Origin of the sequence: Paenibacillus plantarum (genome assembly GCF_013141695.1) — a bacterium.
Lineage (GTDB): Bacteria > Bacillota > Bacilli > Paenibacillales > NBRC-103111 > Paenibacillus_E > Paenibacillus_E plantarum.
The window spans coordinates 142,449-156,229 of sequence record NZ_WHNY01000082.1 but is presented as its reverse complement, the minus strand read 5'-3'; the positions used below and the strand labels follow the sequence as shown (position 1 = coordinate 156,229).

At 43.5% G+C, this 13,781-nt stretch carries 13 protein-coding genes; 12 read left to right on the top strand and 1 reads right to left on the bottom strand.

The features are described from left to right. Positions 1-84 precede the first annotated feature (84 nt). From GC096_RS33935 to GC096_RS33915, 5 genes are all read left to right on the top strand, one after another. The gene (locus tag GC096_RS33935) at positions 85-3,252 is read left to right on the top strand and encodes an ATP-binding cassette domain-containing protein (RefSeq protein ID WP_171636811.1); all 3,168 of its coding nucleotides are present in this window, start codon (positions 85-87) and stop codon (positions 3,250-3,252) included. Between the two features lie 157 nt (positions 3,253-3,409). After that, positions 3,410-3,748 (top strand): ArsR/SmtB family transcription factor, encoded by a 339-nt coding sequence (locus tag GC096_RS33930; RefSeq protein WP_171636925.1) that lies wholly within the window; start codon positions 3,410-3,412, stop codon positions 3,746-3,748. Positions 3,749-3,800: 52 nt separating this feature from the next. Next, on the top strand, positions 3,801-4,319 hold the full coding sequence (locus GC096_RS33925) for an SRPBCC family protein (RefSeq protein ID WP_171636802.1): 519 nt from the start codon (positions 3,801-3,803) through the stop codon (positions 4,317-4,319). A gap of 139 nt (positions 4,320-4,458) precedes the next feature. Continuing rightward, the gene (locus GC096_RS33920; RefSeq protein WP_171636800.1) at positions 4,459-4,956 is read left to right on the top strand and encodes a MerR family transcriptional regulator; all 498 of its coding nucleotides are present in this window, start codon (positions 4,459-4,461) and stop codon (positions 4,954-4,956) included. Positions 4,957-4,961: 5 nt separating this feature from the next. After that, positions 4,962-5,399, top strand: coding sequence for an SRPBCC family protein (locus tag GC096_RS33915; RefSeq protein ID WP_171636798.1), 438 nt, complete (start codon positions 4,962-4,964; stop codon positions 5,397-5,399). Between the two features lie 115 nt (positions 5,400-5,514). Here the strand turns inward: GC096_RS33915 and GC096_RS33910 are convergent, their stop codons facing one another. Beyond that, positions 5,515-5,952, bottom strand: coding sequence for a DUF6376 family protein (locus GC096_RS33910; protein WP_171636796.1), 438 nt, complete (start codon positions 5,950-5,952; stop codon positions 5,515-5,517). A gap of 217 nt (positions 5,953-6,169) precedes the next feature. Here GC096_RS33910 and GC096_RS33905 point away from each other — a divergent pair, with 217 nt between their 5' ends. The 7 genes from GC096_RS33905 (at position 6,170) to GC096_RS33875 (ending at position 13,603) form a co-directional block, all read left to right on the top strand. Further along, positions 6,170-7,747: an ABC transporter substrate-binding protein gene (locus GC096_RS33905; protein ID WP_171636923.1), complete on the top strand. Its 1,578-nt coding sequence runs from the start codon at positions 6,170-6,172 to the stop codon at positions 7,745-7,747. After that, the gene (locus tag GC096_RS33900) at positions 7,735-8,727 is read left to right on the top strand and encodes an ABC transporter permease (RefSeq protein ID WP_171636794.1); all 993 of its coding nucleotides are present in this window, start codon (positions 7,735-7,737) and stop codon (positions 8,725-8,727) included. Before GC096_RS33905 ends, GC096_RS33900 begins: the two co-directional genes overlap by 13 nt. Then, complete coding sequence (locus GC096_RS33895) at positions 8,724-9,581, top strand: ABC transporter permease (RefSeq protein ID WP_171636792.1); 858 nt, start codon at positions 8,724-8,726, stop codon at positions 9,579-9,581. Before GC096_RS33900 ends, GC096_RS33895 begins: the two co-directional genes overlap by 4 nt. A gap of 31 nt (positions 9,582-9,612) precedes the next feature. Next, positions 9,613-10,530 (top strand): oligopeptide/dipeptide ABC transporter ATP-binding protein, encoded by a 918-nt coding sequence (locus GC096_RS33890; RefSeq protein ID WP_171636790.1) that lies wholly within the window; start codon positions 9,613-9,615, stop codon positions 10,528-10,530. After that, positions 10,520-11,119 carry an ABC transporter ATP-binding protein gene (locus GC096_RS33885; protein WP_171636787.1) on the top strand — a complete coding sequence of 200 codons (600 nt, stop codon included), beginning with the start codon at positions 10,520-10,522 and terminating at the stop codon, positions 11,117-11,119. The genes GC096_RS33890 and GC096_RS33885 overlap by 11 nt, the downstream gene beginning before the upstream one ends. A gap of 94 nt (positions 11,120-11,213) precedes the next feature. Then, positions 11,214-12,281 (top strand): metallophosphoesterase family protein, encoded by a 1,068-nt coding sequence (locus GC096_RS33880; RefSeq protein WP_171636785.1) that lies wholly within the window; start codon positions 11,214-11,216, stop codon positions 12,279-12,281. Between the two features lie 389 nt (positions 12,282-12,670). Next, positions 12,671-13,603, top strand: a complete 933-nt coding sequence (locus tag GC096_RS33875) for a D-2-hydroxyacid dehydrogenase (protein WP_171636783.1) — start codon at positions 12,671-12,673, stop codon at positions 13,601-13,603. Positions 13,604-13,781 lie beyond the last annotated feature (178 nt).

Below are 13,781 nucleotides of genomic sequence, written 5' to 3'. Positions count from 1 at the left end.
AGATACAGCTCAGTAGTTGCATCACAATACAGGGAATGTGCTAATATGGAAGCAATACGCATAACCAAGAGAAAGGATGTACTCATGCAAATCAATCAATTAATTTCGAACAACATTAACAAATTAGATGCAACAATACCCGTAGACAAATCATTAGGAATTGCTGGTTTATCTGGATCGGGTAAAACAACTTTCTGTCAGACCATCGGGGAAGAATCCAAGAAACGTCTCGTTTCCTTATTGCCGAAAGCTGAATATCAGTATTTATTTCCAGAGATTATGGAAACGAATTTCAGCGCCATCAAGATGGAGGACATGCCATTAGTCCTTTTTCTCGGAAAATCATCGATTTCATCCAATCCTCGTTCAACCATTGGCACACATACGGGCGTTTTCAAAGAGATTCGCGATCGTATGGCCGAACAATTCAATCTATCTCCAGAAGTTTTTTCCTTTAATAACCCTTTAGGGTGGTGCCCGGATTGCAAAGGGCGCAGCACAACACAAAATGTGGAGTGTTCCAGGTGTAAGGGGAAGCGCTACAGCTCAGAAGTTGAGCAACATAAATTAGAGTTAAGGAATCAACCACATAGCATCTCTGATATCAATAGCTTAAGCATCGAAACCATCCTTTCTCTAGCCGAGGAACTACATATTAGTGAAGCAAAACAACATATTCTCCAAAATTTGATCAATATGAATATCGGATACTTAACATTAAATCGCATTATGGGGACATTATCAGGCGGTGAATTAACACGTCATTATTTGGCTGAATTCATGGCTACCAGTGAAAATACCGTCATTATTATTGATGAAATCTCCGTTGGTCTTGACCATGAAACGCTTTTGAAAATTTTAGAGCAAATTAAGCAATTAGGTTATAAGAATCAAATTTGGCTCATTGATCATTCTGATACGGTGCTAGATACAACAGATGAGCAATTGTTCTTTGGACCGGGTAGTGGGAAATATGGCGGGAAAATCGTCGAAGAATCACCTCGTCCAAAACCAATCCTATGGGAACAAAATCAGGCAGTGCCAACTGATTATTATCAGTTTCAGGACCTGCACTGTCGGAATATTCAAATGGCCGAAATTCAAATTCCTAAGAACAGATTAGTCACTTTTACTGGCGAGTCAGGTTGCGGGAAATCAACACTTGTGCATGAGTGCATGTCCAAAGATTTTCAGAAACGTTATCCCAAAGATAAACTGGTTATGGTCGGGCAAGATCGCAACCAATCGATCACGAGCCGGTCAACCGTTGCTACGTTCCTTGATATCAAGAAGAAACTCACCAAATATAACGAAGAGACAGAGGATGATATTTTCCAACGTTCGATCGAAGATATTATTGAAGAACTGCCAAACGAAGATATCGCTCGCAAACGATTGAGCTTATTGAATAAACTCGGACTTGGCTATCTGACATTAGAAAGAAAAACACAATCGTTATCTACAGGTGAATTTCAATGTGTTCATTTAGTATCGGAGTTGTTTGCGAATTCAAGAAACCCACATACGCTGTTTATTTTTGACGAACCTTCGAAAGGTTTATCTCAAAATATATTAAACCAATTCATCGACAGTGTGAGGGTCATTCTGGAAGATGAATCTGTCTCCATCCTGATGATCGAACATAACGCCTATATGATGGAAAGTTCGGATTTTATCGTTGATTTTGGCAAAAGACTACCAGAACCGATTAGATACCTTGATGTTGTCCCACATGAGGAATACTATCGTCTTAAAAATAGGGAAGATCATGCAGCCTCTTTGCATATTTCTTCCGTTCTGAAGCAGCAACAAGGTATTCAATACCTACAAGAAAATCAGATTAACTATTTTAAACAGGCAGAAAACATCTATAAAGGTGGTATCCTGAAAAGCCTATCTTCCATGGCTCGCTTAATCTATGGTGAATACGAATCTGACAAAATTGCCCCTGTGATCGCGATTGATCTTGAACGACACCTGTATAGTCAGTATAGCTTTCTCTATGAAATCGGCGGGCTGATCAACCATATCGTAGCTTCTCATCCGACCAATAAAGATACTAGAAGCTTTGATTTCTATTATCAAGACAATCATTGTCCATGCTGCTCGGGTCGTCGTGTGATCGAAAGATTCGATTTAGATGTTCTCATTCAAGATAAAACAGTACCATTCTGGGATGGCTTATTATTACCTGAAGTGATGGATGTCCTGAAATATTATCAGCATGCGAAGCTGCACTTCCTTTTCGAAGAGATCAAGAATGAACTCGGTCAAGATATAAGTAAAAGCTATAATGAGATGACAGAAGCCGAAAAGAATACATTCCTGTATGGATATTGGGAAAAGTCATTTTATGATAAAGCGGGTAAGGCATCGAGAACATGGGAAGGTTTTAATCTTATCCTTGGACGTTATATGGTTATTTCGAAAAATCTTACGATTAAAGAGGCAATGAAAGCCTCTAGAGAAATGATTACCTGCCCCGTATGTCATGGAACCGTATTAAATCATCATAAAAAATTGAAATTTAATGGCGCGGATATTCGCGAAATTATTCAGCAGCCGCTGGACCAGGTTATACAAAGCGTAGGCAATTTGCCTGAATTAGAAAAGTTAAAATCCATTGTTGGCGGTGACCTTGCACTTTCAGAAGATGTCTCTTTACTGCCTAGAGAAACGCAAGTTGCGCTTAAAATGTACGAGCTGGAGCTTGCTAGCTTTGTGGGATATGAAGTGGTTTTACAAAATGCAGTGCCTTTCTGGGACAAGATTAAAGGTAATCTTGATGCGATCAGCTCCAAAAACTTGATAACCATCTGTGATTTTGCCGATATTACGGAAACAAAAGAAACCATCATTGATAAATATTTCACCAATGGAAAATATAAAAAACTGACTTATGTCTATGAAGCCTTTGGTTATAATAAGATTGTTACTCAAATTAATAAGATCAAAGCCAGTCATCCATGCGCATTCTGTGGCGGTAAGCGAGTCATTTCCGAAGATGGTCTCCATGATGGCGTACAGAAATTGTCGGTACCTTGTGTGAGTTGTTATGTAAGTGGCATCAATGATGAGGGACGCAAAGAAGTCGTCGAGGGCATAACCGTGCAAACATGGCTTACTGGCAAAGTAAGTGATGTTGTTGATGCAAGTAAAGTGACAGAGTCCGTTGCAGATATACCGATCTACAATCGTATTCGTGAATTGAACAAACAAGATATGATGGCTGTGTATCATAGCTTGAAGTGAGTAATATGCGCTGACCTTCGGGTTAGCGCTTTTCATTAAATTTCAATATTCACTTGCGAGAATATTCCTCATGTGGTATATTGAATTCAGGAAGACAATAACTGTTACACACGAACAAGAAACGCATGTATTTACAGCAAGAGGACGGATGATGAGCATGGATCCTAACGTCATGAGTGCATTGGCAGAGCCTAACCGCATGAGGATTGTTGATCTTTTGCGTGAACGGCCACTCACTGTAGGTGAAATCGCGGAACGGCTTCAACTGCGTCAGCCTCAAGTATCCAAGCATTTGCGTGTACTTAGTGAGGCTGCCATCGTCGAGGTAAGGGTGGATGCAAATCGTCGTATTTACAAGCTGCTGCCTGATCCATTTCGAGAGCTGAACGACTGGCTGGAGAACTACCGCGTCATCTGGGAGGAGCGGTATAACCGACTAGATGACTATTTACAGAAGCTTCAGGACAAGAATTTGCAGAATGAACAGCAAGACTGATTGATCGGGATTATTTTAAACTAATAAAGAAATTTCAAGGAGGAAGTTAAAAATGACAAATCAAATGGTTTCCACGGTAGAGGACAAAGTTCTAATTCTTGAGCGTGAATTCAATGCCCCTCGTGAGCTGGTATTCCAGGCGTTCACACAAGCAGAACATCTGAAGCATTGGTGGGGTCCGAGAGGTTGGGCACTTCCGGTATGTCATGTTGATTTCCGTGTCGGTGGGGTTTGGCATTATTGCATGAAGTGTGAAGACAAGAATCAAGGCGATTACTATGGTATGGAATCATGGGGCAAGGCAGTTTACAGCGAGATCGTTGTACCAGAGAAAATTGTGTACGTGGACTTTTTCTCCGATGCGGAAGGCAATGAAGCGGAAAATATGCCATCAACGCGCGTAACATTGACCTTCATCGAAACAGAAACAGGTACTAAGCTCATCAACCGCGGAGAATACGCATCAGCTGAAAGCCTACAACAGGTGCTGGATATGGGTATGATGGAAGGGATCACGGATACTTGGAACAGACTTGGTGAACATCTGGAGTCCATTCAAAAAAATGCATAATTAATGGGTGAGGCCGCTAATTTGCGGCCTTTTCTTTGTGGTTGTGAAAAAAATGTCTATAACACTTGAACATGACGTTACGTCATGTTTTATAGTATAGTTACCGGTAAAGAGCTAGCACAGCCTAAAGGAGATGATTATGAAGCAGCTTTGGAAAGTGGGAGAGCTTGCGAAACTAACAGGACTCACGATACGAACATTGCGATTTTACGATCAGATTAGTTTGTTCTCGCCTTCGGCACATTCCGAATCGGGACATCGATTGTACAATGAGGCTGATCTGTCGCGGCTGCAGCAAATTTTATCGTTAAAAGAGCTCGGATTATCATTAGATGAGGTTAAGTCCGTGCTAACAGGCGAGCAATTCAGTCCGCTGGAGATTGTTTCGCTACAAATCGCCCGACTGAAAGAAAATATTCGGATGGAACAGAATCTGTTGCTCGAACTGGAGTACGTATCCAATCTCATGTCGTTGAAAGAACCTGTGACGGTAGATGCTTTTACCAAATTACTGGAAACCATGAAGAAGAGTCATGAAAAAGTGATCATTGAGCGTCGGTTGTCGTGGGAACGCCGCCTAGATCTGCTAGGCGAACTCTTAGACGGAAAATCCGATGAATCAAAACAAGGGAGCTGACAAGCATGAACGAACGAATTGCCATACATAACACCTTCGTCGTCGAACGCATCTATAAAGCCTCGCCGACACGTGTTTTTGCTACTTGGGAGGATCCCAAACTGAAAGAGTTGTGGTTTTCCAAAGCGGATGAATTTGACTTCCGGGTTGGTGGTAAGGAAATGAGTCAGGGAGGTCCTCCAGGTGGCCCCATATTCACCTTCGATGCGACGTATCAAGACATTGTTCCGAACGAGCGCATTGTTTATAGTTACACATTGGATATGGGGGAGAAGCGGATGTCGATTTCTGTGACAACTGTCGAGTTCAAGCCTGAAGGTACGGGGACCAAGTTGATATTCACTGAACAAGGCGTCTTCCTAGATGGCCATGATACACCTGAACAACGCGAACATGGGACAGCAATCATGTTGGACAATCTGGGCAAGCAGTTGGAAAATTAATAGACTAGCATTATGTTACGCCATAAATTGCATTCAACGATGACACAGACCGGCCGAGAGGCCGGTTTTATTGCGTTCATTCATAAAGAAAAAACTTCACACAAGTGTGAAGTTCTTACGAAACTAAATTTTGAATTCGATTGATAAAAATGCTTATATCACTAATCGTCGAGAGTATTTGTGAATTTTGAAGTTTATCAAGTGCCAGATGACCATTGACTAACACGTTATTGATCTCATCCAGCAACACTTTATTCTTATCAACCAATTGTTGATGAATATCCTTTGCTATCGTTGGGACACTCTTCAGATTAAATTGTTCGATGTCTGTTTTTATCCCGATTAATTGATTTTCGAGTGCTTGCTTCGTCTCTGGATTCAGAGCCGCATCTTTCATCATTTGAGGTGCTTGTTGGGCAAAAGTACTTAATTTATTGATGTGTTCAGTAGCTTGATTTGCGTAATCCACGGAACTATTTACTTTTTCTACGAATGTACAGGCACTCAATTGAAGGGTGGATACAACTAAAATTAGTAACATCAATTTCTTCATCTTTTTGCTCTCCCTTACGGTTCGTTATATGGATAAATCAACTACTCTTGTTGTTTATTACGTTTTTCTAGAAAGCGGGTTTCAAGCTTAAATGGGCGTATAAGAATATTGGAAAAATAAGTTCATTTTCAACGTAATGTGTGTTACAATTTTACCAAATCGTAACACTGCACACGTGAACATTGAGGGAGTGACTCATTTGAAGCATCGTTTATCCATGATTCTGATTGTATTAACCGTATTAACTTTGGTAACTGCTTGTACGAAACAAAAGCCTCAGCCAGTGGCTGAAAGGGCCAAGAAAGAGATTGTTCTAGCCATTGGGGGGGAGCCCGAGGCAGGATTTGATCCGACTACAGGGTGGGGGCGTTACGGATCACCTTTATTCCAAAGCACCCTGCTCAAACGAGACAAAGATTTGAATATTGTCAATGATTTGGCTACAGGGTATGAGGTAAGTCAGGATGGCATGGTTTGGACGGTTAAGTTGCGTAAAGACGCCAAGTTCAGCGATGGTAAACCTTTGACAGCAGCAGATGTGCAATATACGTACCAAGCGGCTTCAGCAAGCGGTTCGTCCATCGATTTGAGTAACTTAAAGACTGTAGAAGTTTCCGATGAAACGACAGTTACGTTTATGCTCAAAGAACCTCAATCCACATTTGCACAAATGCTTGTTGCAACAGGTATCGTCCCGAAACATGCACATGGTAAGGATTATGCACTTAAACCGATTGGCTCAGGGCCGTACAAATTAATTCAATGGGATAAAGGTCAGCAATTAATCGTTGAAGCCAATCCAGATTATTACGGGAACAAACCATTTTTCCAGAAAATCACGTTCTTATTCCTCGGTGAGGATGCTGCTTTCGCTGCTGCGAAGGCGGGAACCGTTGACATGGCTGCCATTCCAGCAGCATTTAGCAAACAGGCAGTAAGCGGAATGGAATTGAAAGCTGCCAGAACTGTCGACAATCGTGGCATTATGTTTCCTTATGTGAAATCAGGCGGTAAAACGAAAGAAGGCTATCCAATTGGTAATGATGTTACGGCCGATTCAGCCATACGTAAGGCTATTAATATCGCGATTGACAGAAAAAGCCTAGTACAAGGTATCCTAGAGGGTCATGGTACACCAGCCTATACGCTGAACGACGGTCTTCCATGGTTCAACCAAGAGTCAGTTATCGCAGATGCAGACATGAATGCAGCGAAAAAGCTGCTTGCTGATAACGGATGGAAAGATACGGACAATGATGGCATTGTTGAAAAAGGGGCATTAAAGGCAACTTTCAATCTGCTTTACCCATCTAGTGATGTGACTCGTCAATCGCTTGCCATTGCTGCTGCCGATATGTTGAAACCATTAGGTATTCAGGTTAAAGCAGAAGGGAAAAGCTGGGACGAGATGGAGAAACAAATGCATGCGAGTCCAGTGCTTTTTGGCTGGGGCAGCCATGATCCTCTCGAAATGTACAATGTATACAGTAATAAATTTGGCGGTGTAGAATACTACAATCCTGGATATTACAACAATCCGAAGGTTGAAAACTATATGACACAAGCATTACGGGCAACGAACGAGAAGGATGCGTGGGCATTTTGGAAAAAGGCACAATGGGATGGTGAAACGGGTTTGAGCGCCAACGGCGATGCACCATGGGCATGGTTAGTGAATCTAGATCATCTCTATTTGGTTAAAACTGGTCTCGATATCGGTAAACAAAAGATTCATCCGCATGGTCATGGTTGGCCTGTTACCGATAACATTGAGGAATGGCGATGGAACTCTTAAAACTTTTTCCATTTATCCTTCGTAAAGGACTAGGTTTATTACTGCTGTTGCTTGCTGTGAGCGCCATTTCATTTATGCTCGTTCACTTCTCTCCCATTGATCCCATTCAAGCGTATGTTGGCGCGGATATGATGAAGGTTAGTGCAGAACAGCGTGAAGCCATTGTGCAATATTGGGGGCTAAATGATCCGCCACTCCTACGGTATTGGCATTGGTTGAGCGCTGTGGTGAGTGGTGATTTAGGCACATCTATGATTTACCGTCGGCCAGTGCTGGAGGTGATCGGTGAACGGTTCGCCGCATCTCTCGCACTCATGGGGGCAGCATGGCTGTTGTCTGGACTGATCGGATTCGTATCTGGCGTATTAGCCGCAATGAATCGGAATACATGGGTTGATAAAGGTATCCGATGGTACTGCTACACACTTTCCTCGACACCAACGTTCTGGGTTGGCTTGCTATTTATGCTTGTGTTTGCGGTATGGCTCGGCATCCTACCCGTAGGACTTGCCGTTCCTGCTGGCACCACAGCAGATCAGGTTCAATTCATAGATCGAATTCGACATATGATCCTGCCTGTGCTGACACTTAGCGTGACAGGGATCGCAGCAATTGCACTGCATACAAGAGAAAAGCTAATCGATGTCACGGAAAAGGAATACTGGTTGTTTGCCAGAGCCCGCGGAGAGCAGGGATTCACCATCTTTTGGAGGCATGGGCTAAGGAATGTGGCTTTGCCAGCTATTACACTGCAATTTGCGTCATTCAGCGAGCTATTCGGTGGAGCTGTCTTAGCTGAACAAGTATTTTCTTATCCTGGATTGGGACAGGCTGCTGTAGAAGCAGGGCTTCGAGGAGACATCCCTTTGTTAATGGGCGTTGTATTATTTAGTGCACTATTTGTGTACTGTGGAAATGCAATGGCTGACCTAAGTTATCGTTTTATTGATCCGAGGATGAAGGAGGGAAGTCGTTCATGAAGCAACTTATGCGCGTCGGAATGGTGCTTCCCAAGCTTCATCATCGACTGAGATTATACATTTCAACGATGATTGCTGTGTTCCTATTACTAACTTTGATCGCTATGTCAATGTGGCTTGATGCCTCGGGTTTAGCCACTAATTTGACGCAGCGTAATTTAGAGCCATCCACCACGCACCTTTTCGGGACGGACTGGCTAGGCAGGGATATGTTTACCCGGACTATGAAAGGATTACTCCTCAGTCTGAAAGTAGGGCTAACTGCCGGTATTTCAAGTGTTGTGATTGCCAGTATGATGGGAATTGCAGCAGCCGTCTTGGGTCAAGTTGTGAATCGTTTCATTAATTGGGTGACTGATTTATTCCTTAGTGTGCCTCATTTAGTAACACTGCTCTTGATTTCATTTGTGCTAGGTGGAGGGGCCAAAGGCATTATCATTGGCGTCGCATTGACGCATTGGCCAGCCTTGTCGAGGGTTATTCGCGCTGAGGTTATGCAGATTCAAACGGCTCCTTATGTTGTTATCTCTCGTAATTTCGGCAAATCCCGGTGGTGGATCGCAACAAGGCATATCATTCCTCATCTAGTTCCACAAATATTGGTGGGAATCATTCTAGTTGTTCCACATGCCATCCTACATGAAGCCTCGATTACCTTTCTCGGGATGGGGCTATCGCCCCATGAGCCTGCAATTGGTATCATTTTATCAGAATCCATGCGTTATTTATCTTCAGGTCTGTGGTGGTTAGCCTTGTTTCCTGGCTTGTGCTTATTAATAATGGTACGGACATTTGCTATGCTAGGCGAAAATTTAAAACAATTCGTGAACCCACAACAGACGCATGATAAATAAGCACGGACATCGACGTGAGAGGAGGTCGCTTATGCTAGAAATTAGCAAGCTTTCTATCCGATTTAATCGGCTTGATCGCCGCCTGCGACAGGTGCACACTGAAACGATACATAATCTTCATCTATCTGTTGCAGCGTATGAGATTCTAGCCGTTGTAGGTTCCAGCGGTTCTGGTAAAAGTCTACTCGCACATGCCATATTAGGCATTCTTCCAAATAATGCCCAGGTATCTGGTACCATCCAATTTAAGGGAGAAGAATTGACCCCAGATAGACAGAGACGGATACGTGGGAAAGAAATCGCGCTCATCCCGCAATCTGTTCAGTATTTGGATCCATTGATACGCGTCGGCGAGCAGGTGGAGCAATCCGTTCGTCAAGGTGACCCGGTAGCACTTAGGCGGAAGGCTTTTAACAAGTATAACCTCGCTGATTATGTGGCAAAATGGTTTCCTTTCCAGTTATCCGGTGGCATGGCTCGTAAAATTCTTGTCTCAACCGCAACGGTTAGCGGAGCTAGATTGTTCATCGCCGATGAGCCAACACCTGGACTTGATACTTTTGCAATGACGGAGACATTGAATCGTTTCCGTCAATTGGCGGAGGACGGCTGCGCGATGATGCTGATCACACATGATATCGAGGCTGCTTTAACTGTAGCGGATAGAATTGCCGTGTTATATGCGGGAACGGTTGTGGAAATTGCGCAGCGCAGCGATTTTACGGAAAACGGGGAGAGACTGCGACATCCCTATACAAAGGCGTTATGGAAAGCACTCCCAGGTCAACAATTTGTTGCTATCCCTGGCTCTCAACCATTACCGGATGCATTACCGAAGGGGTGCGTGTTTGCTCCGCGTTGTTCGTCAGCAACAATCGAATGTGAAGAGTCTTCACCAGAGCCGCGTACACTGAGGAACGGAGAAGTGAGGTGCTTGCATGCCACTTGAGGGGAAATCACTTGGCTATCGTTATAACAAAGGGGCATGGGTTTTGCAGCAAATGACTATTCGTATGGAAGCTGGCGAGGTTGTCGGACTTGTCGGGCCAAGTGGTTGCGGCAAATCTACGCTTGGTAAATTACTTGCGGGACACCTTCAACCCACGGAAGGTCATGTTCTTCTAGACGGCGGTTCGATACATTCTGGTGTACGAAATCCTGTGCAAGTAGTTCTTCAGCATCCTGAACAGGCGGTGAACCCCAAATGGAAGCTGCGGAGAACATTAGAAGAGTCGGGCAAAATTGACGAACATATGTTATCGGAGCTAGCCATTGAGGATGCGTGGTTAAATCGCTACCCTAGCGAACTATCGGGTGGAGAATTGCAGAGAATATGCGTTGCTAGGGCGCTCGGATCCGGCACTCGTTATTTGATCGCAGATGAAATGACTACCATGCTCGATGCCATTACGCAAGCACAAATTTGGCAGTCGGTGCTGAAATGGGCTGAGCGAAATCATACAAGTATACTGGTCATTAGTCATGAGCATCAATTAGTGAATAGATTATGCAGTAGAGTAGTGGAGTGGCAGAGTTAAAAAATCTCTAATGTTTTACTAAATTTATGACGACAATATGATAAAATTAAATTAGTAAATGACATAGATGATTTATCCTCTGGGGGGAAGGTTCATGTTATCGCGTAGACAGTTTATTAAAAGATTGCTTGCAACCGCATTCGCATTAACGGGTGTCGGTGCACTGCTCAAACAATCATTAAAGGGATCTGATACGAAAGTAGCGGTGACGGATGTCTCGCAGGAGCATATAATCCCGCAAGTATCCGCACATCCAGTTTCGGTGGACTCCAGTAATAATCGTTTATTGCTCTCATTTTTCCTACTTAGCGATGTGCATATTTCCAACAATGGCACCACTACGATTATCGATAAGCTTCATTCGGCATTGAAAGATATCACTCACTTTGAGTCGCCCGTAGATACGATCGTTTTCGGCGGAGATATCACGGATGTAGGCCGGGATCAAGATTACAAGCTTTTCCGAAAAGTATTAGACAACTACAAATTACCGGCACTCTACGCGAATATGGGCAACCACGACTATTACGACATTTGGATAAGCAGTAAGGGAGATTGGTCCGCTGAAACCGTGCCCAACGGGAAAACGGATGCGGTGTCCCGTGAACGCTTCATGAAGTTTTTCGGTTACAAAGATAAGCCTTACAAGGATGTTTGGATGAATGATGTACATCTGATTATGATGTCCCAAGAGACCTATGTGCAGGAGAAACCTGAGGTAGGAGAAGGCGCATGGTATTCGGATGAGCAGCTTGCCTGGCTCGACAATATTATGAAAACGCATGAAGATGGAAAGCCAGCTTTCGTCTTCATCCATCAACCGCTGCCAGCACCGGATACGGAAGGGAAACCACCTCAATTACTCCGAGCCAAAGAGTTCCGGGCAATCTTAGCACCTTATAAGAATGTTTTTGTTTTGTCCGGGCATACTCATCGTAACTTTGCAACGGAAAATCACTATAATACACAGAACACCTTTCATTGGTTCAATAATGCCTCTGTCGGCAAAACGCGCAGCGCGGACAATCCCAATTGTGCGCAAGGCATGTATGTTCAAATCTACAACAACGAAGTGGTGGTTCGTGGCCGGGAATTTTCCGATAAGACCTGGATCGAATCGGCAACATACACCGTACCTATGGTTCATGCCAAACAAGCATAGTTGTATGACCATATAAATGACATTTAGGGGAAAGGACATGCACATGGGGCATGTCTTTTTATATTATCCCGTGCTCCGCGCGAATAGATGGATTTCCTACACTTAAATTTGGGGATTTCTCGTCGGAAATCAGATTAGATGGATAAGCTACAGGTAATTTTATACATTTTACTCGAAAGGCACAAAAGTGGAAGTTTTAACTACATATTTTACAGCTAAATCAAATTTCAGAGGGAATTCCCTTTAAATAGATGTATGTTTTCCAGTTAATCCAAATAAACAGGCTAAAAGCGCCAGTGAATACGAAACGACATTTTCAACTTATTTATCTACCGTGGTACAATTAGTTACTATCGCGTAGTTTTACGGATTCTGAGGAGGCATTGTAGTTGGATATCAAACGAATATTAGTGACCGGGCGAATGTATAAAGAGCTTGAAACGCTTGCTTCAATGGACACGAAGAGGGAGTATCTATTTCTTCCAGAGACGGAAGTATGTCCGAATCACTTCGACTGGGCGGATGGTTATGTGGCCTTTAAACCGACGGAGTCGTTTCATTTCGGTAAATTGCAGTGGATTCATGCGCTTGGAGCTGGCGTTGATGCTTTTTTATTGGATCGCGAATGGAAAAAAGATGTCGTGTTAACGCGTACGGTCGGCAGTTTTGGGCGGAAAATAGGGGAATATTGCTTAAGCTATCTACTTGCCGATTTACAACGTCATGATACATTCCAGCATGCTCAGTCCCAAAGGCAATGGCTGCCTTCACAGCAGAAGCTGCTGTGTGAATTGAATATCGTCATTTTCGGAACAGGTACGATTGGCGAGGAAGTGGCGCGGATGCTTAGCAATTTTGGAGTAAACGTATATGGAATATCTCGAAGCGGCGCAGCGAACCGTCATTTTAACAATGTCCTTCCGATTACCGAAGTGGACCATGTGTTACCTCAGGCCGATTGGGTCATAAACACGTTACCCTTAACCCCAAGCACGGAACGATTATTTGAAAGACGCTTATTTTCCTTCATGCAGGATACTGGCTTTATTAATGTTGGTAGGGGCGCTTCGGTGGATGAGAACGCACTACTGGAAGCGATTGAACTGGGACAGGTGCGTAGAGCTGTTCTTGATGTATTTAGGGAGGAACCTCTGTCCCTACAATCGCCGTTGTGGGCTCATCCGAACGTGGTCATTACGCCTCATATTTCTGCGGTTACTGGGGTGGATGAAGCAATTGAGGGATTGCTCGCCGTGCTTGGTGAAATGGATAGTGGACAAAAACGAGTTAGCCAATCGGTGGATGTACAACGAGGTTATTAGTTTTTTATGCAACACGTTATAGAGCCCATTTAGGGCTCTTTTTGCCGTTGGCGGGAAAAGAATTCCTATATATAGTTGGGGTCTCCAGTTACTTGAGTCGAGAAGCAACATGACGCGTAGAGGCAGAACGTATGACTTGTCATTCGTAGAATGATGACGAGTCACTGGGATTTTTATG

Bases quoted from the DNA above. Each gene is read 5' to 3' on its own strand.
- GC096_RS33935 (WP_171636811.1), top strand. From the start codon at position 85: ATGCAAATCAATCAATTAATTTCGAACAACATTAACAAATTAGATGCA.
- GC096_RS33930 (WP_171636925.1), top strand. From the start codon at position 3,410: ATGGATCCTAACGTCATGAGTGCATTGGCAGAGCCTAACCGCATGAGG.
- GC096_RS33925 (WP_171636802.1), top strand. From the start codon at position 3,801: ATGACAAATCAAATGGTTTCCACGGTAGAGGACAAAGTTCTAATTCTT.
- GC096_RS33920 (WP_171636800.1), top strand. From the start codon at position 4,459: ATGAAGCAGCTTTGGAAAGTGGGAGAGCTTGCGAAACTAACAGGACTC.
- GC096_RS33915 (WP_171636798.1), top strand. From the start codon at position 4,962: ATGAACGAACGAATTGCCATACATAACACCTTCGTCGTCGAACGCATC.
- GC096_RS33910 (WP_171636796.1), bottom strand. From the start codon at position 5,952: ATGAAGAAATTGATGTTACTAATTTTAGTTGTATCCACCCTTCAATTG.
- GC096_RS33905 (WP_171636923.1), top strand. From the start codon at position 6,170: ATGATTCTGATTGTATTAACCGTATTAACTTTGGTAACTGCTTGTACG.
- GC096_RS33900 (WP_171636794.1), top strand. From the start codon at position 7,735: ATGGAACTCTTAAAACTTTTTCCATTTATCCTTCGTAAAGGACTAGGT.
- GC096_RS33895 (WP_171636792.1), top strand. From the start codon at position 8,724: ATGAAGCAACTTATGCGCGTCGGAATGGTGCTTCCCAAGCTTCATCAT.
- GC096_RS33890 (WP_171636790.1), top strand. From the start codon at position 9,613: ATGCTAGAAATTAGCAAGCTTTCTATCCGATTTAATCGGCTTGATCGC.
- GC096_RS33885 (WP_171636787.1), top strand. From the start codon at position 10,520: ATGCCACTTGAGGGGAAATCACTTGGCTATCGTTATAACAAAGGGGCA.
- GC096_RS33880 (WP_171636785.1), top strand. From the start codon at position 11,214: ATGTTATCGCGTAGACAGTTTATTAAAAGATTGCTTGCAACCGCATTC.